27 protein-coding genes are annotated in these 25,269 nt (G+C 59.6%); 13 read left to right on the top strand and 14 right to left on the bottom strand.

Features of this window, described 5'->3' with window-relative positions; all coding sequences use genetic code 11:
• Positions 1 to 109: 109 nt before the first annotated feature.
• From N2A41_RS09110 to N2A41_RS09090, 5 genes are all read right to left on the bottom strand, one after another.
• Positions 110 to 1,216: a substrate-binding domain-containing protein gene (locus tag N2A41_RS09110; RefSeq protein WP_260110772.1), complete on the bottom strand. Its 1,107-nt coding sequence runs from the start codon at positions 1,214 to 1,216 to the stop codon at positions 110 to 112.
• Positions 1,216 to 1,833, bottom strand: a complete 618-nt coding sequence (locus N2A41_RS09105; protein WP_260110771.1) for a 5-bromo-4-chloroindolyl phosphate hydrolysis family protein — start codon at positions 1,831 to 1,833, stop codon at positions 1,216 to 1,218. Before N2A41_RS09105 ends, N2A41_RS09110 begins: the two co-directional genes overlap by 1 nt.
• 7 nt (positions 1,834 to 1,840) lie before the next feature.
• Positions 1,841 to 3,409, bottom strand: coding sequence for a substrate-binding domain-containing protein (locus N2A41_RS09100; RefSeq protein WP_032985285.1), 1,569 nt, complete (start codon positions 3,407 to 3,409; stop codon positions 1,841 to 1,843).
• Between the two features lie 14 nt (positions 3,410 to 3,423).
• Positions 3,424 to 4,500 (bottom strand): toxic anion resistance protein, encoded by a 1,077-nt coding sequence (locus N2A41_RS09095; protein ID WP_260110770.1) that lies wholly within the window; start codon positions 4,498 to 4,500, stop codon positions 3,424 to 3,426.
• A gap of 191 nt (positions 4,501 to 4,691) precedes the next feature.
• Positions 4,692 to 5,528 (bottom strand): cell envelope integrity EipB family protein, encoded by an 837-nt coding sequence (locus N2A41_RS09090; RefSeq protein ID WP_017964136.1) that lies wholly within the window; start codon positions 5,526 to 5,528, stop codon positions 4,692 to 4,694.
• A gap of 136 nt (positions 5,529 to 5,664) precedes the next feature.
• Between N2A41_RS09090 and N2A41_RS09085 the strand changes: the two genes are divergently transcribed.
• The 4 genes from N2A41_RS09085 to N2A41_RS09070 all read left to right on the top strand — a co-directional run bounded on the left by N2A41_RS09085 (position 5,665) and on the right by N2A41_RS09070 (position 8,707).
• The gene (locus tag N2A41_RS09085) at positions 5,665 to 6,135 is read left to right on the top strand and encodes a RidA family protein (RefSeq protein WP_018496796.1); all 471 of its coding nucleotides are present in this window, start codon (positions 5,665 to 5,667) and stop codon (positions 6,133 to 6,135) included.
• A complete protein-coding gene (locus N2A41_RS09080; protein ID WP_260110769.1) occupies positions 6,132 to 6,851 on the top strand; it encodes a glycerophosphodiester phosphodiesterase in 720 nt (239 codons plus the stop codon). The genes N2A41_RS09085 and N2A41_RS09080 overlap by 4 nt, the downstream gene beginning before the upstream one ends.
• Before the next feature lie 178 nt (positions 6,852 to 7,029).
• On the top strand, positions 7,030 to 8,220 hold the full coding sequence (locus N2A41_RS09075; RefSeq protein ID WP_260110768.1) for a GNAT family N-acetyltransferase: 1,191 nt from the start codon (positions 7,030 to 7,032) through the stop codon (positions 8,218 to 8,220).
• Between the two features lie 55 nt (positions 8,221 to 8,275).
• The gene (locus N2A41_RS09070; RefSeq protein ID WP_162118803.1) at positions 8,276 to 8,707 is read left to right on the top strand and encodes an HIT family protein; all 432 of its coding nucleotides are present in this window, start codon (positions 8,276 to 8,278) and stop codon (positions 8,705 to 8,707) included.
• An 87-nt stretch (positions 8,708 to 8,794) separates the two neighbouring features.
• Here the strand turns inward: N2A41_RS09070 and clpA are convergent, their stop codons facing one another.
• From clpA to N2A41_RS09040, 6 genes are all read right to left on the bottom strand, one after another.
• On the bottom strand, positions 8,795 to 11,287 hold the full coding sequence (gene clpA, locus N2A41_RS09065; protein WP_017964131.1) for an ATP-dependent Clp protease ATP-binding subunit ClpA: 2,493 nt from the start codon (positions 11,285 to 11,287) through the stop codon (positions 8,795 to 8,797).
• A 10-nt stretch (positions 11,288 to 11,297) separates the two neighbouring features.
• Positions 11,298 to 11,648 (bottom strand): ATP-dependent Clp protease adapter ClpS, encoded by a 351-nt coding sequence (gene clpS, locus N2A41_RS09060; protein ID WP_017988219.1) that lies wholly within the window; start codon positions 11,646 to 11,648, stop codon positions 11,298 to 11,300.
• A 274-nt stretch (positions 11,649 to 11,922) separates the two neighbouring features.
• On the bottom strand, positions 11,923 to 12,297 hold the full coding sequence (locus N2A41_RS09055; RefSeq protein ID WP_017964130.1) for a phasin family protein: 375 nt from the start codon (positions 12,295 to 12,297) through the stop codon (positions 11,923 to 11,925).
• 273 nt (positions 12,298 to 12,570) lie between these two features.
• Positions 12,571 to 12,774 (bottom strand): DUF3126 family protein, encoded by a 204-nt coding sequence (locus N2A41_RS09050; protein ID WP_003539277.1) that lies wholly within the window; start codon positions 12,772 to 12,774, stop codon positions 12,571 to 12,573.
• 140 nt (positions 12,775 to 12,914) lie between these two features.
• Positions 12,915 to 13,748, bottom strand: a complete 834-nt coding sequence (gene cysE, locus N2A41_RS09045; RefSeq protein ID WP_011651805.1) for a serine O-acetyltransferase — start codon at positions 13,746 to 13,748, stop codon at positions 12,915 to 12,917.
• A gap of 128 nt (positions 13,749 to 13,876) precedes the next feature.
• Positions 13,877 to 14,662: an alpha/beta fold hydrolase gene (locus N2A41_RS09040; protein WP_260110765.1), complete on the bottom strand. Its 786-nt coding sequence runs from the start codon at positions 14,660 to 14,662 to the stop codon at positions 13,877 to 13,879.
• Positions 14,663 to 14,819: 157 nt separating this feature from the next.
• Between N2A41_RS09040 and N2A41_RS09035 the strand changes: the two genes are divergently transcribed.
• Together N2A41_RS09035 and N2A41_RS09030 are read left to right on the top strand one after the other, a co-directional pair.
• A complete protein-coding gene (locus tag N2A41_RS09035; protein ID WP_017964128.1) occupies positions 14,820 to 15,065 on the top strand; it encodes a zinc-finger domain-containing protein in 246 nt (81 codons plus the stop codon).
• A 27-nt stretch (positions 15,066 to 15,092) separates the two neighbouring features.
• Positions 15,093 to 16,247 (top strand): FAD-dependent monooxygenase, encoded by a 1,155-nt coding sequence (locus N2A41_RS09030; protein ID WP_260110764.1) that lies wholly within the window; start codon positions 15,093 to 15,095, stop codon positions 16,245 to 16,247.
• Between the two features lie 31 nt (positions 16,248 to 16,278).
• Here N2A41_RS09030 and N2A41_RS09025 read toward each other — a convergent pair whose 3' ends face one another.
• Positions 16,279 to 17,469, bottom strand: a complete 1,191-nt coding sequence (locus tag N2A41_RS09025; RefSeq protein WP_260110763.1) for a cystathionine beta-lyase — start codon at positions 17,467 to 17,469, stop codon at positions 16,279 to 16,281.
• Positions 17,470 to 17,830: 361 nt separating this feature from the next.
• On the opposite strand from N2A41_RS09025, the gene N2A41_RS09020 reads away from it, so the two are divergent.
• From N2A41_RS09020 to N2A41_RS08995, 6 genes are all read left to right on the top strand, one after another.
• Positions 17,831 to 18,856, top strand: coding sequence for an amino acid ABC transporter substrate-binding protein (locus N2A41_RS09020; RefSeq protein WP_017964125.1), 1,026 nt, complete (start codon positions 17,831 to 17,833; stop codon positions 18,854 to 18,856).
• Between the two features lie 103 nt (positions 18,857 to 18,959).
• Positions 18,960 to 20,162 carry an amino acid ABC transporter permease gene (locus tag N2A41_RS09015; protein ID WP_260110762.1) on the top strand — a complete coding sequence of 401 codons (1,203 nt, stop codon included), beginning with the start codon at positions 18,960 to 18,962 and terminating at the stop codon, positions 20,160 to 20,162.
• A 1-nt stretch (position 20,163) separates the two neighbouring features.
• Positions 20,164 to 21,318 (top strand): amino acid ABC transporter permease, encoded by a 1,155-nt coding sequence (locus N2A41_RS09010; protein ID WP_017964123.1) that lies wholly within the window; start codon positions 20,164 to 20,166, stop codon positions 21,316 to 21,318.
• A gap of 35 nt (positions 21,319 to 21,353) precedes the next feature.
• A complete protein-coding gene (locus tag N2A41_RS09005; RefSeq protein ID WP_162118789.1) occupies positions 21,354 to 22,127 on the top strand; it encodes an amino acid ABC transporter ATP-binding protein in 774 nt (257 codons plus the stop codon).
• A 330-nt stretch (positions 22,128 to 22,457) separates the two neighbouring features.
• On the top strand, positions 22,458 to 22,892 hold the full coding sequence (locus tag N2A41_RS09000; protein ID WP_222383870.1) for a DUF3597 domain-containing protein: 435 nt from the start codon (positions 22,458 to 22,460) through the stop codon (positions 22,890 to 22,892).
• Positions 22,893 to 23,102: 210 nt separating this feature from the next.
• Positions 23,103 to 23,414 (top strand): hypothetical protein, encoded by a 312-nt coding sequence (locus tag N2A41_RS08995; protein WP_170262064.1) that lies wholly within the window; start codon positions 23,103 to 23,105, stop codon positions 23,412 to 23,414.
• A gap of 151 nt (positions 23,415 to 23,565) precedes the next feature.
• Here N2A41_RS08995 and N2A41_RS08990 read toward each other — a convergent pair whose 3' ends face one another.
• Both N2A41_RS08990 and N2A41_RS08985 read right to left on the bottom strand, forming a co-directional pair.
• Positions 23,566 to 23,745 (bottom strand): hypothetical protein, encoded by a 180-nt coding sequence (locus N2A41_RS08990; RefSeq protein ID WP_017964118.1) that lies wholly within the window; start codon positions 23,743 to 23,745, stop codon positions 23,566 to 23,568.
• Positions 23,746 to 24,172: 427 nt separating this feature from the next.
• Entirely contained in the window at positions 24,173 to 24,394 is a 222-nt protein-coding gene (locus tag N2A41_RS08985) for a hypothetical protein (protein ID WP_260110760.1), read from the bottom strand.
• Positions 24,395 to 24,490: 96 nt separating this feature from the next.
• On the opposite strand from N2A41_RS08985, the gene N2A41_RS08980 reads away from it, so the two are divergent.
• Complete coding sequence (locus tag N2A41_RS08980; RefSeq protein ID WP_170280592.1) at positions 24,491 to 24,781, top strand: DUF982 domain-containing protein; 291 nt, start codon at positions 24,491 to 24,493, stop codon at positions 24,779 to 24,781.
• The last annotated feature ends 488 nt before the right edge of the window (positions 24,782 to 25,269 follow it).

Below are 25,269 nucleotides of genomic sequence, written 5' to 3'. Positions count from 1 at the left end.
AACAGCCCGGATTTCTCCCGGACGATCCCATGCCTTACGTGTGGAATGCCGGTGCCCATACATTCGATTTGGCGCAAAAGCAAGGCTTATGCGGAAAAAACCTGGCCGCTTAGCTTAGCAGTGTCGGCAGCAGCGACAGCATGACGCCCGCATCCGGCATCGGCAGGATGGCATCGACCTCGGCCGGCAGCAGAGAGCCGATCGCGCTGTCGGCATTACCGGTGGCAGTTCCCAGCGGACCACGGAAGCCGTGTCTCGTCCAGGCAAGTTCCTGGAGCTTCGCGCTCACCAGCGCTTCGATCAGCCGGTTGGCGCTCTCGTCGACGACGATCAGCGGATGTGCCGAATAAACGGTCGGGCGCGGATAGAGCACCACGGGCTTTGCGCCGGCGCTCGCCTTGATGCGTTGCCATCGCGCGGGATCGGCGAGGATCCATTCGACCAGCTGGTTCTCATAGCCGACGATCATCGGCTCGCCGCCGAGGCCGCCTGCCAGATACTGGTCGAAAAGCTTGCCTGAGGATGGTGACTTGAAGCCCATGTTGCGGAAGATCGCCTGCACTTTGCCGCCAAAGGTGCCAAGGTCACCTGATGTCGCGACATTGCCGCTGAAAAGGCTGAGCGCGAGGCCGGCGAACATGAAGCCGGAATTCGAGCGGTTCGGATCGGTCGAGACGATGCGGGCGCGGCCGTAGAGCGAATTGACGCCGAGCTTCGACCAGTCGGATCCGGCAAGAATCGCATCAAGCAACGCCTTGAGGTCGAGCTGATGATGACCTTCGTTCGTCACCGTCACCAATCCCGCTTTCATCAGTCCGTCGACGACGGGCTGCCAGGAATAGACGACGATCGGTGTGTTCAGCACGACGCGGTCGTCGCGGATATTGATGCCGTTTTGCCTGGCGATATCGACCATGATCGAGGAGGACGGCCAGAGGAATTGCGGACGCTGCGACAGCAGCGCCTGTTCGCGGACCATCTCCACGGAGCCCGCGACGCGGCTGTCCACCGTCAACCCGTATCCGCCGAGCGCCCTGATGACGTCAGGATCGGCCAGGAAGGCCTCCTTCTCGCCGCCGATGAAGCCGAACAACGTCGTGCGGCTGCCGAGCAGGCCCTGCAATTCCGGCCGATCCCGGACGGCGAAATAACCGCCGGTGCCCGCGACGCCGGCTCCCAGCAGTCCCACTCCAAAGGCGCGACGAGAAAGGGCCATCAGCGTCCGATATCCTCTTTGAGCGATGCCTGGATGAGGCGCAGATCGGTATCGAGCGTGCCGAGTTCCTCATCAACCAGACTGTCGGCATAATGGACGAAGGCCTCTTCGAGCTTCACCAGCACGCCGCGCACTTCCTCCAGTTGCTTGAGGTCGGGAACGCGCTTGGCCTCGATGACGGCAAACCCTTCCGCCAGCTCGGCAGAACGCGGCAGATAATAGGAGAGGAACCGCCGCACGGCATTGGCACTTTCGGGCTTCGCTTCGACCTTGCGAAAGACATCGGCGGCGATTTCAGCGAGATGCCGGACTGCGGCCGCCATCTGTTTGTCGCCGATCACATCCGCGGCAGTCTCCAGGCGTTCGGCAAAGGGAACGGCGGCCTCCAGCAGGTCACGGGCAAAGGCGATGCGTCCGCTGCCGATGCGCTTGATATCGAGGCCTTCGAACAGCCGGCGCGGTGCAAGCAGAATGACGAGGCCGGCAAAGACCAGGAGGGCGATGATGGCGGCGATCCAGAAGGGCATGCCGGCGGCAAAGCTCAAGAGCGGCACGGTGATTGCCGCCGCCAGTCCCGCTACGATCCAGTTGCCGTCATTGCCGAGCCAGTTGCGCATGCCTGTCCTAATTATAGCCCCGCGCCGTACGAAAGGCGGTGGCGAGATCCGAGCCGCCGTCGAACACGCGCGCTGAGCTCAGCTTGGCGAGGCTGTCGAGCTGCGTCTTGTCGGCATCGCCGAATGTGATGCCGAAGATCGGCACATGTGGCTCCATCGCGTTCCATGAACGCATGAAAGCCTGGCTTTGATCATCGGACTTGCCGTCGGTCATGATGACGATGGCAGGCAGATAAGTCGAGAGCCTGTCGGTTCGGGCAATCTGCTGCAGAGCTCGTTCGGCGCAGGCATACATGTTCGTGCCGCCATCGGCCTTCTGGCGGGAAATCTCGTTCAGCAGCCCTTCCTGCTCCAGCGGGTTTCCACTTGCCACGAACGTGCTGCGCACGTTGCCGTCGAAGGGAATGACGATAATCTGATCGGCGGGCGACCATTGTACCAGCACCTTGCTCGCTTCGTCGGGCGTCAACAGGAAACGCATCGCCTTCTGCAACTGGTCCTCGCCGTCACCTTGCATCGAGCCGGAAAAATCGAGGCAGAGCGCGGTCAACGACGGTTTGCGCAGCGCCGCCTGATAAAGGTTGAGCGCCTGGCGGATGACGCTCGCCTCCGGCATGCGGATCGCCGTCACCAGCCGGGCGGGATCGAAATTCCAGCTCGGCTCCGGTTTTGCGGCAACGCCGGTCAGCGGAATGCGCCGGCCGGTATCGGCGATGCGCTGCTGCACGGGGGCAGAGCTCAGATAGGCGAGCAGATCGTTGAAGAAGGTCTGGACTTCTGGCCCGCGGCCATGATCGACGAAACCGATCGGCGAATCCGCCATGGCCACACCATCAGCCGGATAGATGGCGTAAAGCGGTTCCTGCGACAGGGCAGCGAGCTTGTCGTTGGTTTCCTTCAGCACCGCTTCGTAATTCCACATCGCGTCATAGACTGTGCCCTTGCCGGCGGATTCGACATAGAGATCGGCGAGCCAGCCCGAAGAACCGGAAGAGCGCACGACACCTGACAGCAGCGACCGGACGCTTTCCTGGACGTGTCTGTCGTCGAGATCGCCGGGTTCGATTACCGGTTTGTTGCCGAGTGCGCTCGACAGCATGGCAAGATAGGCGCTGGCGCCCGAATTGGATTGCGTCGCCGAGGTCATCAGGAACTTCAGTGATCCGCTCTCGACAGCAGCGAGAATGTCTTTCATGAATACATCCTTGCCGATCCAGCCAAGCTGCTGCGCCTTCGATCTGCGCACACCCAAGACCACCGGCGTCTGAGCGATCGAGGTCAAGCTCTTGACGCGGCGCTTGGTGTCGAACATGTCGACCCAGACGCTGGAAGCCGGCCAGACCGCATCCTGCGCGACGCCCTCGTCGCTCTGCAACGCCAGGCCGATATCGAGCGTGCCTTCATATTTGAAGGTGCAGGTGGCGTTCTTCTGCTTGCAGAATTCCTCGACGATCGGCTGCAGAATGGTATTCTCCGATCCCGATACGATCGAGAAATCCGGCCCCTGGCCGAAGGGATTGCAGCCGGCAAGGGGCAGAGCTGCAAGAAGTGCCAAGCCTGAAAGCAGTGCTCGCATCGCCATCTTGCCGATCACGCCTGGGTCATCGCCTTCTTGAGTTCGATCGTCATCTGCTCCATCTGCTGCTCGGCGAGCGCCCGCTTTCGCCGACCCTCCTCCTGAACCTGCAGCACGCCGGATATCGTATCGATCAGATCCCTGTTCGCCTTGGCAAGCGTGTCGATATCGACGATGCCGCGCTGCGACTGCTGCTCGATTGATATCGCCTGATCCTTCATCATCTCGGATGCCTGGCGGATCATGTCGTTGGTGGCGTCGGTCACCGCCTTTTGCAGGTCGAGCGCCGATTTCTGCCGCGTCAGGCCGAGCAGGATCACCATCTTCTGCTTCCAGGCCGGCACCGTCAGCGCCGAAGTCGCCTGCAGGTTCTCGATCAGCGTTTCGTCGCCCGCCTGAACGATGCGGATCTGCGGTAATTGCTGGATACCGAGCTGGCGGGCCTGCTGCAGGTAGAAGACCCGCTTTTCCAGCCGGTCGAGCGCCTGCAGGCTGTCCTGGTAGGTCTGCGCCTCCAGCATGCCGCCGCCGGGGCCTGTCGCTGCCGCCTCGGCTTGCGCCTTCAGCCTCGGCAGCTCGACGCTGCGAAAACGCTCGGCGAAAGTCTTGCCGGCCTGGACATAGGCCTCGAGCCGCATGATCGATTGCCGGGTTTCTTCATGCAGGTCGTCGAGCAGCGCAATGTCGCGCCTCAGCGTATCCTTATGACGGTCGAGCTCCAGGCCGATCCGGTCGATCTGGCCGGCTACGTCCTCGAATTCCGCCTTGAAGCGTTCGAGTCGGGCCTTGGCTGAGAAAAACATGCGACTAAGGAAACCCTTGTCCTTCAATGACGCCGGATCGAGGCTCTTCGATTTGAGGATGATGTCGGTCAGCAGGTGGCCGACATCGCCGAGGTCCTTGTTGCGAACTTCGCGCAGGATCCTGTCGGCATAATCGCTGACCGCCTGCTGGGCGCAGTCACCATAGACCGAGATGCCGGCGCGGTCGGTGATGTCGATGCTATCGGAAATGCGGGCAATTTCCGCCGGATCGCCGACGACAACCGGCAGGGCAGCATTTTGAACAGTCGCGAGATCGGTATCGGCCATGGTTCGGGCTTTCAAGCTTGCGATGCGTAACGGTCTACGCGGTCTGACAGATAGACGTCATCGCAATGGCTTGGCCGCTCGGATCGCACCGACCCGAAAAGCAGGACGACAGACGGCGACTCAGTCATCGCTGATCGCCGAACCATAGTGAATTTTATGATACCGTTTTATGACAGGCGAGATCTCGTCGCCTATTTGCAAACCTCGGCCTTGCGGTCGAGCAGCTCCAGCTTGGCGAGCTTGCCGGTCAGGACGAAATCGCCGTAGTCCATCGTCAGGTCGCGGGTGATGCCGTTCTCATAAAGCTTGAACGACATGCGGTAGACCGGCAAAGCATCGGATTTCGCACTCTCGTTGAAATAGGCGATCGTTACCGGCCAGAAGGCCGTCTTGGAGAAAGCGCCGGCGTTACCGGCATCGGTTTCCTCGGCGATCGGCGTCTCCTGCTTGCCGACGATCGTCGTCGTCACCAGCGACTTGTCGCCGTCGTCCGAACCGTCGAAGACGCGCGCCTCGAAGAAGCGCTTGCCGTCCTTGGCGTGCTGGATCACGTCGAGCATATGTTCTGTGGGAAAACGGCTTTCTAAAAGCTGCAGCTCGCGGCTCGCCGGCTGCGTCAGATCGACCTTGACACCATCCGGCTGATCCTGAGCCGCACCGTTGACCTCCTTGTCGAGCTGGTCGTCAGTGAAGGACTTGGTGTCGAAGGTGAACTTGCCGTCCTTCAGGTTCTCGAAGGTCTTCGTCTGCTGGTCGCTGACGCGAACGTTGTCGCCGGTGTCGATCTGCGTCACGAAGCGGAAATTGGTGGTGAAGCCCTGGCAATAGCTGCCATCGAACTCATAGACCATGCGACCATACATGGCGGCGATGCCAGAGCGGTCCGAGGCGTCCTTCAATTCCAGATCGTAGACCGCACGATGTGCGACGAGGCCGGTCGCGATCGCAGCGCTTACCGCGGGCGCAGCCGCCCATGCATTGGCGGAAACGCTGGCAAGAAGCAGAGCGACAAGACTCGATCGGAACATTCACTAACTCCTGTTGGACTCGCTCGCGATGTTATAAGAACGCTTTCGGCCAAATCGAGGCTCGAAACTGTCATATTAAAGATTCTAGTCTTGATGCATAATTTTAGAAGAATTGACAATAAAAGCGGAGACGAAAATGTCCGATGAAATAGCAGCGCGCCTGATTGAGATGGGGATAACCCTGCCCGAAGCCGCAGCACCTGCTGCAAATTACGTTCCCTATGTCATCAGCGGCAATCTCCTCTACATCTCCGGCCAGCTACCGCTCGAAGGCGGCAAGGTGGCCGTATCGGGCCATCTCGGCAAGACCGTCGACGTTGCAACGGGCCAGCGCGGCGCCGAACTCTGCGCCATCAACATCCTTGCCCAGGCGAAGGCGGCACTTGGCGGTGATCTCAGCCGTATCCGGCGCGTCGTCAAGCTGAACGGCTTCGTCGCCTCGGCGCCCGACTTCATTGAGCAGCATCTCGTTATCAATGGCGCTTCGAACCTGATTGCCGGCGTGCTCGGCGAAGCCGGCAAACATGCGCGTGCTGCTGTCGGCATGGCCGCCCTGCCGTTGAACGCCGCCGTCGAGATAGACGCTATCATGGAAATCGCCGAATGACCAATGCTGCCTGGATCAGGGACCTGCCGGTCGCCCATCGCGGCTATCACGATCTCAACACCCATATCTGGGAAAATACGCTTTCGGCATTCTCGCGTGCCGTCGAAGCGGGCTTTGCGATCGAATGCGACCTGCATTACGCCTCCGACGGCGTGCCGGTCATCTTTCACGACGAGGACTTGCAGCGCCTGTGCAATCTCAGCGGCGACATCCGCGAGCGCACCTCCAGGGAACTCGGACTGATCGCCGTCGGCGGCACCAGCGACAAGGTGCCGACGCTGCGCCAGCTCCTCGACCTCGTCAAGGGCAAGGTGCCGCTGGTGCTGGAGCTCAAGGGCCGCGAGGCCGATGACGAAGGTTTCGCCGAAGACGTGCTCGAGGTGCTTGAAAACTATCAGGGCAAAGTGGCGCTGATGAGCTTCGATCACTGGCTGCTGCGCGATCTGAAGGCGCTTGGCTCGCCCTACCCGCTCGGGCTGACCGCCAACGGCAACACGCCGGAAGCGTTCAACACGCATGCGAAGGCGATGGCGATCGGTCTCGATTTCATCTCCTATTATTATGACGACCTGCCGAATGCCTTCATCACGGGCGAACGCGAAAAGGGCATTCCCGTCATCACCTGGACGGTGCGTGACGACGAGGGGCGCCGACGCACATTCGCCAATGCAGACCAGATGACCTTCGAGGGCTTCGATCCGCGCGTGGCTGCTTGACGCTCGCTTTTTGGCCAAGATCATGCGCAGACTGCTGCATAATTCCTTAAATCGGATCGAATTGGGGATAAAATTATGCAGCAACTCAAAGTGTTACAGCGTCCTTTGCGCGTGTGAAAGACGTGCGGCGCCGTGAGGCAGAGCTGAGACTATCCTCCCACAGGCTTCCATTTGCCCCATGAATGAAGAACTATCCATTCGCGTAGAACGCTCCTTCACCGCGATTTCCCCGGAGAGCTGGTCCAGGCTTTCCGGGGCATCGAAGTCCTGCAGTACGCTTGCTTACAACCCCTTCGTTTCGCACGCCTTTTTATCATCGCTGGAGGAATCCGGTTCGGCCGACGCCGAGACCGGCTGGCTCGGCCACCACCTGCTGCTCGAGACCGATCGCGGCGAACTGGTCGGCGCCCTGCCCGGCTATCTCAAGAACCACAGCCAGGGCGAATATGTCTTCGACCATGGCTGGGCCGACGCCTTCGAGCGGGCCGGCGGGCGTTATTATCCCAAACTTCAGTGCTCGATCCCGTTCACCCCGGCGACAGGCCCGCGTCTTCTTGTCGCCGAGGGGCTGCAGCGGCTTCCGATCCAGAGCGCTATCGCCGAAAGCCTGAAGGAGGTCGTGCGCCGGCTCGGCATCTCCTCGGCCCATATCACCTTCGTGCCAGATGATGAGATCGGCGTCTTCGAGATGGACGGCTATCTGCACCGCACCGACCAGCAGTTCCATTTCATCAATGACGGCTATGCCAATCACGAGGAATTCCTCGAAACGCTTGCCTCGCGCAAACGCAAGGCGTTGCGCAAGGAGCGTCGCGCCGCACTCGAAAACGGTATCAGCATCGACTGGCTGACCGGCAGCGACCTGACAGAACGCATCTGGGATCAATTCTTCAAGTTCTACATGGATACCGGCGGGCGCAAGTGGGGTCGGCCCTACCTCACCCGTAAGTTCTATTCGCTGATCGGCGAACGCATGGCCGACGACGTCCTGCTCGTCATGGCCAAGCGCGACGGGCGCTATGTCGCCGGCGCGATCAACTTCATCGGCGGCGATACGCTCTACGGCCGTCACTGGGGCTGCGTCGAGGATCACCCCTTCCTCCATTTCGAGGTCTGCTATCACCAGGCGATCGACTTCGCCCTTTCGAAAGGGTTGAAACGGGTCGAGGCCGGCGCGCAGGGCGAACACAAGCTCGCCCGCGGTTACCTGCCGGTGACAACGCATTCCGCCCATTATGTCGCCCATGCCGGCCTTCGCCGGGCGATCGGCGACTATCTCGCCCGCGAGCGCACCGACGTCGAACAGATGAGCGAGTTGCTGAGCGAGCACAGTCCGTTCCGCAAGGGCGAGCGTCAGCAGGAGGATTGACGCCGCCGCAACGGTCGCGCTACCCGAATAATCTGGAAACGAGGAGATTTTCGTGATGACCAGCCCAGCCGCCTATGACGACAGCAACATCTTCGCCAAGATCCTGCGCGGCGAAATCCCTTCGCACCGGGTTTATGAAGACGAGCATACCGTCGCGATCATGGATGTGATGCCGCAGGCGCCGGGCCACGTGCTCGTCGTTCCGAAGGCGGCGTCGCGCAATATCTTCGATGCCGATCCCGCCACCCTCACCCGTGCGATTACGGTCGTCCAGAAGGTCGCCAATGCGGTCAAGGATGTTTTCGACGCCGACGGCGTTTTCGTCGCCCAGTTCAACGAACCGGCCGCCGGGCAAACGGTGTTCCATCTGCATTTCCACGTCATCCCGCGGCTTGAGGGCACCGCCCTCAAGCCGCATTCCGGCAAGATGGAGGACGGTGCCGTGCTGGCCGCCAATGCCGAAAAGATCAGGGCAGCGCTGGCGTAAGGTCGATATCAGCCAAAGCGATGGAACGAGCCGAAAACCAAAAAAGGCCGCGGTGACGCGGCCTTTTTCCAATTCGGTGACACTATCTTACTTCTTGCGTGGAACCTTCGGAACCGCGCTTCCCTTCTTCGGAGCGTCGCGAACCTCAGGCTCGGCCCGCGGGGCTGTCTTGGCGCGCGCCTTGCGGGCCGCCTTCGTCTTCAGCTCACCGTCATCCTCGCCGTCGACTTCGGGGTGGGCGACCTCGGCTTCGGGCTTCGGCTTGATCGGCGCCGTTTCCGAAATGGCTTCGAGCACGATGCCGGGCTTGCCGTCTTCCTTGGGGCCGACGGTGACATTGACGACGCCGCCCTTCTTCAGCTTGCCGAAGAGGATTTCGTTGGCGAGCGGCTTCTTGATCGTATCCTGGATGACGCGCGCAAGCGGGCGGGCGCCCATCTTCTCGTCGTAACCCTTTTCCGCCAGCCAGGCGATCGCATCCTCGTGCAGGTCGAAGGTGACGTTCCTTTCGGAAAGCTGGGCCTCCAGCTGCATGATGAACTTCTGCACGACCTTGTGGATGACCGCCGTCGGCAACGCCGCGAAGGGAATGATCGCGTCGAGACGGTTGCGGAATTCCGGCGTGAAGAGACGGGTCAGCGCCTCCTCGTCTTCGCCGGTGCGCTTGGACGAACCGAAACCGATTGCAGCCTTGGCCATTTCGGATGCGCCCGCATTGGTCGTCATGATCAGGATGACGTTGCGGAAGTCGATCTTCTTGCCGTTATGGTCGGTCAGCGTGCCGTGGTCCATGACCTGCAACAGGATATTGTAGATGTCGGGATGCGCCTTCTCGATTTCGTCGAGCAGGACCACGCAATGCGGGTGCTGGTCGACGCCATCTGTGAGGAGGCCGCCCTGGTCGAAGCCGACATAGCCGGGAGGTGCACCGAGAAGACGCGAAACCGTGTGCCGCTCCATATATTCCGACATGTCGAAGCGCAGGAGTTCGACGCCGAGCGACGATGCCAGCTGTTTTGCCACCTCGGTCTTGCCGACGCCGGTCGGACCGGAGAAGACATAGGCGCCGATCGGTTTGTTCGGCTCGCGAAGACCGGCACGCGCCAGCTTGATCGAGGTCGAAAGAGCTTCGATCGCGATATCCTGGCCGTAGACCACCGAACGCAGTTCCTGCTCGAGATTGGCGAGCACGGCTTCATCGTCCTTGGAGACGGTCTTCGGCGGAATGCGCGCCATCGTGGCGACCGTCGCCTCGATCTCCTTTTCGGTGATCAGCTTGCGGCGCTTCGACGGCGGCAGCAGCATCTGGGCCGCACCGGTTTCGTCGATCACGTCGATCGCCTTGTCGGGCAGCTTGCGGTCGGAGATGTAGCGGGCCGACAATTCGACGGCCGACTTGATGGCGTCGTTCGAATAACGCAGGTGGTGATACTCTTCGAAATAGGGCTTCAGGCCCTTCATGATCTCGATCGCATCATCGATCGACGGCTCGCTGACGTCGATCTTCTGGAAACGACGGACCAGCGCCCTGTCCTTCTCGAAGAACTGGCGGTATTCCTTGTACGTTGTCGAACCGATGCAGCGAATCGCGCCCGATGACAGGGCCGGCTTCAGGAGGTTCGATGCATCCATCGCGCCGCCCGAGGTGGCGCCGGCGCCGATCACCGTGTGGATCTCGTCGATGAAGAGCACGGCGCCCGGATATTCTTCCAGTTCCTTGACGACCTGCTTCAGGCGCTCCTCGAAATCGCCGCGGTAGCGCGTGCCGGCCAAGAGCGTGCCCATGTCGAGCGAGAAGATCGTCGCATCGGCGAGCGCTTCCGGCACCTTGCCTTCGACGATGCGCTTGGCAAGGCCTTCGGCGATCGCCGTCTTGCCGACGCCGGGATCACCGACGTAGAGCGGATTGTTCTTCGAACGGCGGCACAGGATCTGGATCGTGCGGCTCACCTCAGCGTGACGGCCGATCAGCGGATCGATCTTGCCGCCCTTGGCCTTCTCGTTGAGATTGACGCAGTAGGCCTTGAGCGCGTCCTGCTGTTTCTTGGGGCCGCCCTCTTCCTCGCCGCCGCGCGCCGTCGGCTTGCTGCTTTCGGCTTCGTCTTCGGCGCCGCGCGGGGGGCGCGCTTCCGAAACGCCGGGGCGCTTGCCGATGCCGTGCGAGATGTAGTTGACGGCATCGTAGCGGGTCATCTCCTGCTCCTGCAGGAAATAGGCGGCATGGCTTTCGCGCTCGGCGAAGATCGCGACGAGCACATTGGCGCCGGTCACCTCTTCGCGGCCGGACGACTGCACGTGGATGACCGCACGCTGAATGACGCGCTGGAATCCGGAGGTCGGCTTCGAATCCTCGTCATAACCGGTGATCAGGTTAGAAAGTTCGTTATCGACATATTCGACGAGCGTCTTGCGCAGCGCGTCGAGATCGACATTGCAGGCACCCATGACCGCGGCCGCATCGGCATCGTCGATCAGGGCAAGCAGCAAATGCTCGAGCGTCGCGTATTCGTGGTGCCGCTCGTTGGCAAAGGTCAGTGCCTGATGGAGCGCCTTCTCTAAACTAGGCGAAAATGTTGGCACGTTCAGATCCTCACTTCTTTTCCATGACGCATTGCAGCGGATGCTGGTGCTGCCGGGCGAAGTCCATCACCTGGCTGACCTTCGTTTCCGCTACCTCGTATGTGAATATTCCGCATTCGCCGACGCCGTGGTTATGGACATGGAGCATGATGCGGGTGGCACTTTCACGATCCTTCTGAAAAAAACGCTCCAGAATATGGATGACGAATTCCATGGGAGTGTAGTCGTCATTCAAAAGCAGCACACGATAAAGATTGGGCTTCTTGGTCTTCGGCTTGGTGCGCGTGATGACCGAGGTTCGATTTGCGTTGTCCCCGTTCCTTTCGCTGTCGTTCTGCATCCGGATCGGCTTTGCGATCATTGTCATTCATTCCTCAAGCAATCCAGCGGAGCATGGGAGGGTGCTTTTCCCGCCGAATATCTGAAACACTAACTTAGTTCATAATAGGCTGATTTTAAGCCCCCTGTCAGACACTGCAATCAAGAAATGGCCGCATGCACGGGAAAGACCAAAAAAGTCCCCGGTCGATCCCATGCGGGCGCTGCAGCGAAAGTGGAAACAAAAAGACCGGCTACAGATGCGTAGCCGGTCCTCATTTTTCAATATGTAGCGCAGGTTGCGCGTCAAAATCAGTTCATGCAGCAGCAGGCGTCGCCGCCGACGGCGCCGACTTGGCGCTCTTGACCACGGCAGCGGCGATCGGTGCTTCATAGGGCTTGTAGGCTGATTTGGCGAGATCGGCATACATCTCACTGAGCTTCGTCGTCTCGGAGACAAAGCCTTCGAAATACGCCTTGACGTAGCTCGTCTGCAACTCGAAGGCCGCCTCGAAGCTCTTGACGCCGGCCAGCGTTTCGAAATGCGTCACTGCGTCCTGGAAGGATTTCTTAGAATATTCAGTGGCTTCGGCGGCGATCGCCTGAAAGCCCTTGGTCGTGTCGGAATAGGTTTTCAAGGCCGTGTCGACGGCTTCCTTGCTCTTCTTGTTAGCATCGTCAAAGTTGAACATAAGCCATCCTCCGTTGGGCTGTTGATGGCCGCAGGGTAGCTGCAATGCACAAATAGTCAAGTAGTCTTGTGCGATGCAACACCTCTTTGGGTTGCATGACAATAATAAAACAAAGCCGATGTCCCGGGGCACGTACGTCTTTAACGGATTTCGCTAATATATAGGCCGATGCTGCAACTATAAGCTTTAAAAAAAATTTTACTCGTGAGCACAAAAGACAAAAAAAACCGGGCGGATCGTGCCGCCCGGCTCAGCTAAATTGGTCGAACGCGATCAGAGATCGACGTCGAGGATCGCCATCGAAAAGTTGTAGGAGCGGTCACCGTCCTCGTCATCGATATAGACGACGCCCAGAAATTCTTCGCCGAGATAGACTTCCGCAGAATCATCCTTGCGCGGACGCGCCTTGACGATCATCTGCGGATTGAACATGCGCTTGAAATAGGCGTCGAGCTTCTTGATTTCTTCTGGCTTCACTCTGTCATCTCCGTAAGCGGTCTTGATTGGCCGCTTCTTGCACAGGAAATGCAGCGGTGTAAAGGCAAGGTTGCCGTCTGCTCATGGCCCTCCTCGCTCGGATCCCGCCGATTTCTCCTATCCCTGTTTCCAACGGGCGCTCAGATATCGGCGCCGATCACCTGGTCCATGTTGCGCGACGGCTCGGAACAACCGGCCTCGCCGACGACCTTAGCCGGAACGCCCGCCACCGTCTTCTTGGGAGGCACCGCCTTCAAGACAACGGAGCCGGCTGCGACACGTGAGCAGTAGCCGATCTCGATATTGCCAAGGATCTTGGCGCCGGCGCCGATCATGACGCCGGAGCCGATCTTCGGATGACGGTCGGCGCCCTCCTTGCCGGTGCCGCCGAGTGTGACGCCGTGCAGGATCGAGACGTTGTCGCCGATGACAGCCGTCTCGCCGACGACGAGGCCGGTGGCGTGATCGAGGAAGATGCCCTTGCCGATCCGGGCGGCCGGATTGATGTCGGTCTGGAAGACGCTGGAAGAGCGGCTCTGCAGATAGAGGGCGAAATCACGCCGGCCGCGGTTCAGCAGCCAATGGGCGAGACGGTGTGTCTGCAGCGCATGGAAGCCCTTGAAATAAAGCACCGCCTCCATGAAGCGCAGGCATGCGGGATCGCGGTCATAGATCGCCTGGATATCGACGCGCAGGATGGAACTCCAGTCAGGCCAGTCGAGAAGCATTTCCTCGAAGGTCTGGCGCAGGAGGTTCGCCTGCATGTCGGGATGATCGAGACGTTCGCAGATGCGGTGGATGACGCATTCCTCGAGCGAATGGTAGTTGATCACCGTAGAATAGAGGAAGGCGGCGAGAACCGGATCCCGTTCGGCGGCGAGCCGGGCTTCCTCGCGCAGGCTGTCCCAGATGGGGTCCATCACCTTCAGCGGATGGCCTGTCTCAAAAGCACGGATGTCAGTCTTTGCGACCATCGCCGCTCTCCTCGTTGCCGGAAGGAATGCCGTTTTCGGAATGCCAATATATAAAGGAAAACGCCAATAACATAAATGGGTGCCGTCGCCATGGTTTTTTAGCATGGTTTTTCGGCATCACGATGTTGTCAGCGATGGGCGACCCTTGCATAGAAGGCCAGCACCGCCTGCTTGAAAACCCTGTCGCCGACGGCGAGCATATGATCGCGGCCCGGAATATCCAGCGCCTCGGCATTTTGCATCAGCGCCGCCAATTCCTGCGGCGAGCCGGCAATATCATCCTTGGTGCCGACGCCGATCAGCGTCGGCATGTCGAGCTTGGCCATATCGGAGCGGGCAACGAGATCGCGCGAGCCGCGGATACAGTCGGCAAGGGCGACGCGGTCACTCTTCGTCTGCTCGGCGAAGGCGCGGAACACGCGTCCGCGGGCATGCGTCACCGCGTCGAGCGAGGGCGCCAGCAGCGCATCGGCGATCGGGTCCCAATCGCCGACGCCGTCGGTCATGCCGATGCCGAGGCCGCCGAGCACCAGCGAACGGACCCGATGGGGATTGGCAAGTGCGGCAAAGACGGAAATACGCGCGCCCATCGAATAGCCCATGACATTGGCTTTGGGGATGCCAAGATGGTCGAGCAGCGCGACCGCATCGCCGGCCATGATCCATGGACGATAGGCTTCGGCATCGTGCGGCTTGTCGCTTGCGCCATGGCCGCGATTGTCCATGGCGATCACCCGGTAGCCGGCATCGCCCAGCGTCTTCAGCCAGCCCGGATGCACCCAGTTGACGTTAGCGGTCGAGGCAAAGCCGTGGATCAACAACACGGGCACACCGGCCGGATCGCCCTCATCGAAGAAGGCGAGCTGCAATCCATCATGGGTAAAGCTTGAAAATGCGGGTGTATTTAAATTCATCGGGCCTTCCTTTTGGCGCGACCATAGTCGAGCGGCCTTTCATCGTGAAGCCAAAAACTGTGGCTAAAAACTGTGCCTGGCGCGGCGGTTTGGCTCTACACATTTGCGGCGAAGGCTTATAAGGTTCGCGCACATTTCAAAGCATTCGGAGAGCGACATGGCCGGCCACAACATTCCCCACTTCCAGAACGACGGCGGTCACAGCGTTATCGAAGTTGGCGTCAAGGAATTCATGTGCACCGGCGCTTCGGCTCCCTTCGATCATCCGCATATCTTCATCGACATGGGCGACGACAACGAGAAGGTCTGTTCCTATTGCTCGACGCTCTATCGTTTCAATTCCGCGCTCAAGCCCAGCCAGACCAATCCGGCCGGTTGCGTTTTCCACGTGAAGGCGGCGTAGTCAGTCCAGATCCGGATCGGACGGACAATGCCGATCGAACATGCCGCCATCATCGGCGCCGGCATATCAGGGCTGACCGCTGCCCTTGCGCTTTCGCGCCGGGGTATCAGTTCGGAGATCTTCGAGCAGGCGGGCGAACTCACCGACATCGGCGCCGGATTGCAGGTTTCGCCGAACGCCTCTCGCATCCTTGCCGAATTCGGTATCCTTGAGGGACTGTCAAAGGTCTGGCTCGAGCCGGATGCGATCCGGCTGATATCAGGCAGTTCGCTTCGCCAACTCGCGACGGTGCCGGCCGGCAAATTCGCGCGGGAACGCTGGGGCGCTCCCTATGGCGTCCTGCACCGCACCACATTGCAAAAAGCCCTTCTGGATGCGGTTACGGCCGATCCGCTCTGCCGGCTTCACCTCGGCGTGCGGATGGTCTCGATCCTACCGCCTTTCGAGCGGGCGCCCGATGTTATCATCGGCGCCGACGGCGTCTGGTCGAAGCTTCGGCAATCCGTTCCGGGCAGCCCCTCGCCGCGCTTTTCCGGCAATATCGCCTACCGCTTTACCATTCCCGAAAATGAGGCGCCTGGTTTCCTCGACCGGGCAAGCGTTTCGGCTTTTCTCGGCGGCTCGGCACATCTCGTCTGCTATCCGCTCAGGGAGACCGGCAGCTTCAACATGGTGGCGATCACCGCCGGCAATATCGCGCCGCAGGCCTGGCAAAGCGAGCCGACGGCCGAGCAGCGGGTGCAGCTGCGGGCGCGCCTTTCCGGCTGGAACGCCTCGATCGTCTCACTACTCAGCCGAAATAGGAAGCTGACGTTCTGGCCACTGTTCGAAACCACATCAGGCGCATGGCAGGACGGCCGAAAGACGGTTCTGATCGGCGACGCCGCACATGCGATGATGCCGTTTGCCGCCCAGGGAGCGGCGATGGCGATCGAAGACGGCTATGAACTGGCCGCATTTCTTTCGAACCGTCCCGTGGCGGAAGCACTGGCGCTCTTCGAACGACATCGCGCGCCGCGCATCGCGAAGCTTCGCCAGCGCGGCGCCTTCAACCGGTTTGCCTATCATGCGAAAGGGCCGATCCGGATCGGCCGCGATCTCGTGCTCGGCCTCAAGCCGCCGCTAAGCCTGGCGGCAGATCTCGACTGGATCTACGGCTATCGGGCTGCAGATCTGCCGTGAGCCGCTGCCAGCGACGACAAAGCGTGTCCGATCAGATGGCGCTTGCGGCGGCAAAACCCCGCTCGATATCGGCCTTGAGATCGGCCACGTCCTCGATGCCGATCTGCAGGCGGATGACCGGACCGTCCGTCGGAGCCTTGGCGACCGTGCGATCGTTGAGATAGGCGTGCAAGGCGAGGCTTTCATAGCCGCCCCAGGAATAACCGAGACCAAAAATCCTGAGCGCGTCGAGGAAGGCATGCGCCTTTGCTCTGGACTTCTCGGGACCATCGGCGGCAAGCACGAAGGAAAAGATGCCGCTGGCACCTTTGAAATCGCGCTTCCAGAGATGGTGGGAGGGGAAACTCGGCAGGGCCGGATGCAGCACGCGGGCGACATCCTCCCTGCCCTCCAGCCATTCCGCGATATCGAGCGCGCTTTCATAATGCCGCTCGAGGCGCAGGCCCATGGTGCGCAATCCGCGTAGGATCTGGTAGGCATCATCGGGTGCGCCGCAGATGCCGAGCACACCGTTTGCCTCCTTCAGCCGCTCCCAATGCTCGGCATTGGCCGAAACCGTTCCGAGCAGAATATCGGAATGGCCGGACGGATATTTCGTCGATGCGTGGATCGAGATGTCGACGCCGTGATGGAGCGGCCTGAAATAGAGCGGCGTTGCCCAGGTATTGTCCATCATGACGACGGCGCCATGGCGGTGCGCAACCGCCGAGATTGCCGGAATATCCTGCATTTCGAACGTATTCGAGCCGGGGGCCTCGGTATGGACGAGCTTCGTGTTCGACCGGAACAACGTCTCGATGCCGGCGCCGATCTCCGGATCGTAATATTCCACCTCGACGCCGAGGCGCTTCAGCATCGTGTCGCAGAAATGGCGCGTCGGACCATAGACCGAATCGACCACCAGCGCATGATCGCCGGCAGCGACGAAACCCAGGAACGGAATTGTGACGGCCGCAAGGCCCGAGGGGACGAGGATCGTGCCGGCCGAGCCTTCGAGCGCGTCGATCGCCTCGCAGAGCGCATCCGTCGTCGGTGTGCCGCGCGTTCCGTAGGTGTATTTCTGCGTGCGCGTCTCCATCGCCCGTGCATTCGGAAACAACACAGTCGAGGCATGCACGACCGGCGGATTGATGAAGCCGTGATAGTCGAACGGGTCGTTGCCGATATGGGTCAGGCGGGTGTTGATGCCGGCATTCTGCAGCAAGCTGTCTTTGTCTTTCATGTCGGGAATAGCCTTTGGCGAAGGGTCGCGAAACCAGACTTTTGGACGCCCCGCCGTTTCGGGTCAACCCCTTGAAGATCGGTTGCAGGCGACGATCCGAAATGATGGAAATTTCGATTTTCGCGTTATTTTTCCGCAACCGGACGCCTATTTCATAGCCAGCCGCCCACGAATGCAGCGCAATCTACCAAAATTCTGAATTTTGCGGCAATTATTGGGCGCGACACTTGACCATAGTGACATTTGCGACTGTGATAGGGTCACTCGCGCCGGGAGGGTGTCGAGACAATGGGGAGGCGGCACGGATTGTTCGCACGCACTCTCCACAAGAAAAGATAAGACAACGGAAAAGGTTGGGAAAATGAAAAATAAGCTCCTGTCGGCCGCCATCGGCGCAGCAGTTTTGGCAGCTGGCGCCTCGGCCGCCTCCGCCACCACACTCTCAGACGTCAAGGCAAAGGGTTTCGTTCAGTGCGGCGTCAATACCGGCCTTACCGGCTTTGCCGCACCTGACGCTTCCGGCAATTGGGCCGGCTTCGACGTCGACTTCTGCAAGGCCGTCGCTTCGGCCGTGTTCGGCGACCCCACCAAGGTCAAATACACGCCGACAAATGCGAAGGAACGCTTCACCGCTCTGCAGTCCGGCGAAATCGACGTTCTCTCGCGCAATACGACCTGGACGATCAATCGCGACACCGCTCTCGGCTTCAACTTCCGTCCTGTCACCTATTACGACGGCCAGGGCTTCATGGTGCGCAAGGGTCTGAACGTGAAGTCGGCTCTCGAACTCTCCGGCGCCGCAGTGTGCGTACAGTCAGGCACGACTACCGAACTGAACCTCGCCGATTACTTCAAGACGAACAATCTGCAGTACAATCCGGTCGTCTTCGAAAATCTTCCTGAGGTCAACGCCGCCTATGACGCCGGTCGTTGCGACGTTTACACGACCGACCAATCCGGTCTCTATTCGTTGCGTCTGACGCTGAAGAATCCCGACGAACACGTCATCCTTCCTGAGATCATCTCCAAGGAGCCGCTTGGCCCGGCCGTCCGTCAGGGTGACGACCAGTGGTTCGACATCGTTTCCTGGACGGCTTATGCGCTGATCAATGCCGAAGAGTTCGGCATTACCCAGGCAAATGTCGACGAGATGAAGAACTCGCCGAACCCGGATATCAAGCGCTTCCTCGGCAGCGAGGCCGATACCAAGATCGGCACCGACCTCGGCCTGACCAATGATTGGGCCGCCAATGTCATCAAGGGCGTCGGCAATTATGGCGAAATCTTCGAACGCAACATCGGTCAGGGTAGCCCCCTCAAGATCGCACGCGGCTTGAATGCCCTGTGGAACAAGGGCGGCATCCAGTACGCACCGCCGGTTCGTTAATCGAGCCCTGGCATGAAATACCGGGAAGGCGGCCAAGCCGCCTTCCCGCTTCCAAAAAGCTAAAAAGAAAGCCCGAAAACGGGCACAAGGGGATTGGCGCGGCATGACGCATGAGGCTGTGGATTCGACACCTTTGCATGGCACCGGCTGGAGTTTCCGGTCGGCAATGTACGACCCGAAATACCGGAGCATATTTTACCAGGTTCTAACAATCGTTGTCCTCGTGGGCTTTGTGTGGTGGGTGGCCCACAACACGGCCGCGAACCTTGCCCGCAGCAATACGGCATCGGGTTTCGGCTTTCTTCGCGGTCGCGCCGGTTTCGAAATCGGCCAGTCGCTGATCAGCTTTTCGAGTGACTCGACTTATGCGCGCGCACTTCTCGTCGGCATTCTGAATACCTTGCTGGTGGCGGTGACCGGGATCTTCACGGCGACCATCATCGGTTTCCTGATCGGGATCGGCCGGCTGTCGCGCAATTGGTTGGTTGCCAAGCTCTGCACGGTCTATGTCGAGGTTTTCCGCAACATTCCGCCGCTGCTCGTCATCTTTTTCTGGTATCTCGGCGTTCTCTCCGTCTTGCCGCAGCCGCGCGAGTCGGTGGGTCTGCCGTTCAGCATGTTCCTCAACAACAGAGGACTAGCCTTCCCGAAGCCGATCTTTGAGACAGGCATGATAGCGGTCGCCATCGCCCTGCTGATTGCGATTGTCGCCACCATCATCATCGTGCGCTGGGCCCACAAGCGCCAAGCCGCAACCGGCCAGCCGTTCCACACCGTATGGACGTCGATCGCGCTGATCGTCGGCATGCCATTGCTGGTCTTCGTTGTCTCCGGCTTTCCGCTCACCTTCGACGTTCCGATTGCCGGAAAATTCAACCTCACGGGCGGCTCCGTCGTCGGCCCCGAATTCATGTCGCTGTTTCTCGCTCTGTCCTTCTATACCGCCTCGTTCATCGCCGAGATCGTTCGCGGCGGCATTCGCGGCGTTGCAAAGGGACAATCCGAAGCAGCCGGCGCGCTGGGACTGCATCCATCGAGCGTGACGAGACTTGTCGTGGTGCCGCAGGCGCTACGTATCATCATCCCGCCGCTGACGAGCCAGTACCTGAACCTGACCAAGAACTCCTCACTCGCCATCGCGATCGGTTTCTCGGATCTCGTTGCCGTCGGTGGCACGATCCTCAATCAGAGCGGTCAAGCGATCGAGATCGTCTGCATCTGGGGTATCGTCTATCTCAGCTTGAGCATTCTCACGTCGCTGTTCATGAATTGGTTCAATGCCAAGATGGCACTGGTGGAGAGATAAGATGTCGGTCGCCGATAAACCCTTTGTCAGAACGTCCATCCTTGCCGCCGAACCGCCGCCCCCCGGCGAGACGGGGGCCGTCGCCTGGATACGCCGCAATCTCCTGGCAACTCCGAAGGACGTGATCCTGACGATCCTGGCTCTTGCGCTCATCGCATGGGCCGTGCCGCATCTCGTCAACTGGCTGTTCATCCAGGCCGTATGGTCAGGCCCGGACCGCACATTCTGCGCGACGACGATCCAGGGCGGCATCCAGCCTGACGGCTGGAGCGGTGCATGCTGGGCCTTCATCAGCGCCAAGTACGATCAGTTTATTTTCGGCCGCTATCCGCTCGGTGAGCGTTGGAGGCCGGCGATCGTCGGGATCCTGTTCATTCTGCTGCTGGTCCCGATGTTGATCCCGTCGGCGCCGCGCAAGGGCATGAACGCCATTCTTCTGTTCGCCGTCCTGCCGGTCCTCGCCTTCTGGCTTCTTCACGGCGGCTTCGGCCTCGAAGTGGTGGATACTCCGCTCTGGGGCGGGTTGATGGTGACGCTCGTTCTATCCTTTGTCGGTATTGCCGTCTCTTTACCCTGCGGCATTCTGCTCGCGCTGGGACGCCGCTCGAAGATGCCCGTCATCCGGATGCTTTGCGTTACCTTCATCGAGGTCATTCGAGGCGTTCCGCTGATCACCGTTCTGTTCATGGCAAGTGTCATGCTGCCGCTCTTCCTTCCCACAGGCTGGAACGTGGACAAACTGCTTCGGGCGCTGATCGGTGTGTCGATCTTCACGTCGGCCTATATGGCGGAAGTGATCCGCGGCGGCCTTCAGGCGATCCCGAAGGGCCAGTTCGAAGGCGCCGATTCACTTGGCCTCGGCTATTGGCAAAAAACCCGGCTGATCATCATGCCGCAGGCCATCAAGCTGGTGATCCCGAGCATCGTGAACACCTTCATCGGAACGTTCAAGGACACGTCGCTGGTCACCATTATCGGCATGTTCGATCTGCTTGGCATCGTCAAGCTGAACTTCTCAGATGCCAACTGGGCAAGCGCTGTCACGCCGATCACGGGTCTGATCTTCGCGGGCTTCATCTTCTGGCTGTTCTGCTTCGGCATGTCGCGCTATTCAGGTTTCATGGAACGCCATCTCGATACCGGCCACAAACGATAAGAACGCTAAAACGATAAAAATGAGGGAAAATAGTCATGGCTGAAGCTCCAGCGAAAAAGCTCACCGTTTCCGCGACGGAAGTGGCGGTCGAGATCGTCAACATGAACAAGTGGTACGGCGATTTCCACGTGCTACGCGACATCAACCTGAAGGTCATGCGTGGCGAGCGTATCGTCATCGCCGGTCCGTCGGGCTCGGGCAAGTCGACGATGATCCGCTGCATCAATCGCCTGGAAGAGCATCAGAAGGGCAAAATCATCGTCGATGGCACCGAGCTCACCAACGACCTGAAGAAGATCGACGAAGTGCGGCGCGAAGTCGGCATGGTGTTCCAGCACTTCAACCTCTTCCCGCACCTGACGATCCTCGAAAACTGCACGCTGGCGCCGATCTGGGTCCGCAAGATGCCGAAGAAGCAAGCCGAAGAAGTGGCCATGCACTTCCTCAAGCGGGTCAAGATTCCGGAGCAGGCCAACAAATATCCGGGCCAGCTCTCCGGCGGCCAGCAGCAGCGCGTGGCGATCGCCCGGTCGCTGTGTATGAACCCGAAGATCATGCTGTTCGACGAGCCGACCTCGGCGCTCGATCCCGAAATGATCAAGGAAGTGCTCGACACCATGGTGGGTCTTGCCGAGGAAGGCATGACCATGCTCTGCGTCACGCATGAAATGGGCTTTGCCCGCCAGGTCGCCAACCGCGTCATCTTCATGGACCAGGGCCAGATCGTCGAGCAGAATTCACCGGCCGAGTTCTTCGACAATCCGCAGCACGAACGCACCAAGCTGTTCCTCAGCCAGATCCTGCACTAAAGCGGGTCACGATCTTTCGGTTTCTCTCCCCGCGCTTTAGGCCCTTGTTTTTACGCATGTTGTCGCAAACCGCTGCTCACTTTTGCATGCTTTAGATCGAAGCATCCTTTGAAAAGACCTGCCGAGCCGCTGGCTCGGCGGGTTTTGCATGTTCAGCGGGAGGCGGCGAATAATCCGATCGGAGCTCTTCCTCGAGATCGATCACACGCCGCATTGGCTTTTCTACCAAAGATTGAACGTGTTAAAAAATAACTCCCTTCCCGCCTGGATATATCAGGCGGGAAGTCCATGTTTCAGCATGTTCTCATCTGATGGAACTGGAGGTTTAGAATGGGCATTTTCGACAAAATCAAACATGCAATCTTCGGAGAGGCGAAAGCAGCCGAACCCGTTGCTGCCGGCGCGCCGAAGATGGAGCCGGCGCAAGCGCCTGCCTCACCGTCGGCAGCGCCCAGTCCAAGGCCTGCTGCCCCTGCCCCGCAGAGCAAGCCTGCCACCGCGACAGCCACAGTCGATATCGTCCCGATCCTTGACGCGGCTGTGAAGAAGAGCGGCCAGAAACTCGATTGGCGCCACTCGATCGTGGACTTGATGAAAGCCGTTGGGATGGATGCAAGCCTAACCGAGCGCAAGGAACTTGCCGCTGAACTCGGCTATACCGGCGACGCCAACGATTCCGCAAAAATGAATGTGTGGCTGCACAAGGCGCTGATGAAGCGGCTTTCGGAAAATGGCGGCAAGGTTCCCGCCGATCTCTTGGATTGATCGGTACAGAATTGCTGCCGCCATCCGTGGCGGCAGCTCTCAAGCCGCCGGTGCGCTTCGCGAGATGATCTCGCTCATTTCTCACGGTCGGCCATCCGGAAGATCACGCCGCCGATGTAGATGCCGGAACAAGCGGGCCTTGCCCGCAGGCACTGGAACTAATAACGTTCTGCTCGATACTTCGATAATCGATCAGGGGGAATAAATCCAATGAGATTGATGGCAGTCGTTGGTCTTGCACTTAGCCTGGGCTGTATATCGGCCGCAGAATCTCCTTCAAACTATCAGTCCTACAGCGGCATTCGGGTCGATACCGACCCGGCGCTCCTGGCTCGATACGATAAAGTGCTTCAGCAGTGCGTGCCGGAGGCTGGCTCATGGCGACGCGGCTCAACGGACCCGCACAGCCTCTATTACAACGCGGCTCTCAGAAGTTGCCTCTATAGGTACAGTTTCGTCGACAGGGGCGTCTACGCCTACCCCATCCCCCAGGTCTACTTCGATCATTTCCTGGATCGCTGAGAAGAGCCGAGCAGATCCAATCCGCCGTAGGCCTTCAGAGGCGCATCAAACAAAACCCCGCCATTATGGCGGGGTTGTCTTCAATCGCGATGCAGCCATTCAAAATGCTACAGCGTCCTTGGCGCGGCTTAAAAGACGCACGGCGCACTCGTCAGCGTTTGCCGCCACTTGGCGGCCTGCCCTTGCCTGCCGGTCGATTGCCGCTTCCGGACGAGGTCTTGGCGTCATTGCCCTGACCGAAGTTGGTGCCGCCGAGATGGCCACCGCCACTGGTATTGGCGACCTGGCGCTGCATTTTACGCAACAGTGCTTCTGCATTGGTCTTGCTCATGAAATTCTCCTCAATGGCTGGAAAACCCAGCCCGAATGGCGCCGCTGACATCCGCGGGCAAAGACCGTAGGCATATCAGGCAGCGACGATGGGTGTTTGGTGGAGGCTTGCGTCGATCAAAGAATTGCCTGCGTTCATGACGATCCCCCTCAACCGGCATGACAATCACCCTCCGGCGGCTGCCAGACGGCGCAGAAATCGATTTTGAAAGGAAAGATCAGCTGGGACGCCAAGGGCGCAAACCAAGCTCGACAAGCAATTTCGATAGAAGAATCAATAGGACGGCAATGTGTTTAAAACAAGTTCCCGGCCACTTGGTTGTGTAGGCATTGCCTCGAATTTCTGCCCAATCGGACAAGGGCAATAGCCCTAAGCATCCAGATAATCCGATCGAAAGCTGCGCCTGACAAAACAACAACTTACGATTTCAACGGTGAAACGACATGTCACGGTTTTTGATGGGATCGGTGGCCTTCATCGCGGAGTGATGAACCTCGTGTTCTCGGTGTACTCCGGTGCGGTCATGGTAACGGCAGCCCTCATTGAAGCCTGTCATCCGTCCGAGAAGCATCCCAAGACCAGTTCGGATCTGCTCGGCCGCGCTTTGACCCAGATCGGTTTGATCGGTTTGACCGCTCTGCGACTGCATCGATCTCCCCGTACCGTTGCCGGCCGTTGTTGCGGAACCATCCGCGGATGACCATGCAGCAGCTCCCGTTGGAACGCTTTTTGCAGGGTTACTAATATGTTGATGATGCAAGGACCAAATGTCATGAATCGGTACACATCGCATCAGTTTCCCGCCCTGAGGATGCTCATGAGCGGCCAAGATAAATACAGCGTCATCAGGACCCTCGGCGACGCAGCCACCATGCTCATTTCCGAATGGCCTGGGGATGATGGCGAGGAGTATATCGTGGCGGTGAAGACATGCCTCGACGCGATCCGCGGCACCGCGCCCGCAAACGCCGCGCGGGAAGCGCTGATGAGAGCGGCTGATGAAGCCGGCATCCGCTACCTCTCGGTCGTTCACTGAGATCACCGCCTGGATCGGGCAGAATCGGCGCGCAGCCACGCTGATCGCCGAGGCCGAATTCTGGGGCTAGGATGGATGGCGGAGAGCTGCAGCCTGCCTGCTATGCTGAGGAAATGCGGGATAGCACTGGTCCTGTGAGCCCTCCCAGATCAAGCTGCGGGCGTGAGTGTATCATATCGGGCGAAACGACATCCCACCTGTAGTGACTAGCTGCAATACGCTACCTGTTGGACCTCGTCAAAGGCATGAAATACGTGAAAGCCGGACATACCATGCCCTGACTGACCTCCGCAATTTCCGCCGCATGGTCTTTCGCGTCACGCGAATCGAAATAGAAATCAGACGCCGATCATTGATAGCAACAACACCGTTGTGGCCGCGACAAACCGACAAACGGCGTCCGACAGACCTTCAATTCTGCGCAGCGGGCAGTTCCGGCACCGCTGGCGCGGGGCTCTACACTGACAGCGCCGTGGATCGGAGCTGGC

Origin of the sequence: Rhizobium sp. SRDI969 (genome assembly GCF_025152725.1) — a bacterium.
GTDB classification, from domain to species: Bacteria; Pseudomonadota; Alphaproteobacteria; order Rhizobiales; family Rhizobiaceae; genus Rhizobium; species Rhizobium leguminosarum_I.
The sequence above is the reverse complement of the archived record's forward strand: the minus strand, read 5'-3'. Positions and strand labels throughout refer to the sequence as shown.

Excerpts from the sequence above, each read along its gene's own strand:
- N2A41_RS08990 (WP_017964118.1), bottom strand. The coding sequence starts at position 23,745 with ATGAGCAAGACCAATGCAGAAGCACTGTTGCGTAAAATGCAGCGCCAG.
- N2A41_RS09070 (WP_162118803.1), top strand. The coding sequence starts at position 8,276 with ATGACCAGCCCAGCCGCCTATGACGACAGCAACATCTTCGCCAAGATC.
- N2A41_RS09100 (WP_032985285.1), bottom strand. The coding sequence starts at position 3,409 with ATGCGAGCACTGCTTTCAGGCTTGGCACTTCTTGCAGCTCTGCCCCTT.
- N2A41_RS08980 (WP_170280592.1), top strand. The coding sequence starts at position 24,491 with ATGTTGATGATGCAAGGACCAAATGTCATGAATCGGTACACATCGCAT.
- N2A41_RS09020 (WP_017964125.1), top strand. The coding sequence starts at position 17,831 with ATGAAAAATAAGCTCCTGTCGGCCGCCATCGGCGCAGCAGTTTTGGCA.
- N2A41_RS09105 (WP_260110771.1), bottom strand. The coding sequence starts at position 1,833 with ATGCGCAACTGGCTCGGCAATGACGGCAACTGGATCGTAGCGGGACTG.
- N2A41_RS09005 (WP_162118789.1), top strand. The coding sequence starts at position 21,354 with ATGGCTGAAGCTCCAGCGAAAAAGCTCACCGTTTCCGCGACGGAAGTG.
- cysE (WP_011651805.1), bottom strand. The coding sequence starts at position 13,748 with ATGGTCGCAAAGACTGACATCCGTGCTTTTGAGACAGGCCATCCGCTG.
- clpS (WP_017988219.1), bottom strand. The coding sequence starts at position 11,648 with ATGATCGCAAAGCCGATCCGGATGCAGAACGACAGCGAAAGGAACGGG.
- N2A41_RS09000 (WP_222383870.1), top strand. The coding sequence starts at position 22,458 with ATGGGCATTTTCGACAAAATCAAACATGCAATCTTCGGAGAGGCGAAA.
- N2A41_RS09080 (WP_260110769.1), top strand. The coding sequence starts at position 6,132 with ATGACCAATGCTGCCTGGATCAGGGACCTGCCGGTCGCCCATCGCGGC.
- N2A41_RS09090 (WP_017964136.1), bottom strand. The coding sequence starts at position 5,528 with ATGTTCCGATCGAGTCTTGTCGCTCTGCTTCTTGCCAGCGTTTCCGCC.
- N2A41_RS09015 (WP_260110762.1), top strand. The coding sequence starts at position 18,960 with ATGACGCATGAGGCTGTGGATTCGACACCTTTGCATGGCACCGGCTGG.
- N2A41_RS09110 (WP_260110772.1), bottom strand. The coding sequence starts at position 1,216 with ATGGCCCTTTCTCGTCGCGCCTTTGGAGTGGGACTGCTGGGAGCCGGC.
- N2A41_RS09075 (WP_260110768.1), top strand. The coding sequence starts at position 7,030 with ATGAATGAAGAACTATCCATTCGCGTAGAACGCTCCTTCACCGCGATT.
- N2A41_RS08985 (WP_260110760.1), bottom strand. The coding sequence starts at position 24,394 with ATGCAGTCGCAGAGCGGTCAAACCGATCAAACCGATCTGGGTCAAAGC.
- N2A41_RS09010 (WP_017964123.1), top strand. The coding sequence starts at position 20,164 with ATGTCGGTCGCCGATAAACCCTTTGTCAGAACGTCCATCCTTGCCGCC.
- N2A41_RS09025 (WP_260110763.1), bottom strand. The coding sequence starts at position 17,469 with ATGAAAGACAAAGACAGCTTGCTGCAGAATGCCGGCATCAACACCCGC.
- N2A41_RS09085 (WP_018496796.1), top strand. The coding sequence starts at position 5,665 with ATGTCCGATGAAATAGCAGCGCGCCTGATTGAGATGGGGATAACCCTG.
- N2A41_RS09040 (WP_260110765.1), bottom strand. The coding sequence starts at position 14,662 with ATGAATTTAAATACACCCGCATTTTCAAGCTTTACCCATGATGGATTG.
- N2A41_RS09095 (WP_260110770.1), bottom strand. The coding sequence starts at position 4,500 with ATGGCCGATACCGATCTCGCGACTGTTCAAAATGCTGCCCTGCCGGTT.
- N2A41_RS09030 (WP_260110764.1), top strand. The coding sequence starts at position 15,093 with ATGCCGATCGAACATGCCGCCATCATCGGCGCCGGCATATCAGGGCTG.
- N2A41_RS09035 (WP_017964128.1), top strand. The coding sequence starts at position 14,820 with ATGGCCGGCCACAACATTCCCCACTTCCAGAACGACGGCGGTCACAGC.
- N2A41_RS08995 (WP_170262064.1), top strand. The coding sequence starts at position 23,103 with ATGAGATTGATGGCAGTCGTTGGTCTTGCACTTAGCCTGGGCTGTATA.
- N2A41_RS09055 (WP_017964130.1), bottom strand. The coding sequence starts at position 12,297 with ATGTTCAACTTTGACGATGCTAACAAGAAGAGCAAGGAAGCCGTCGAC.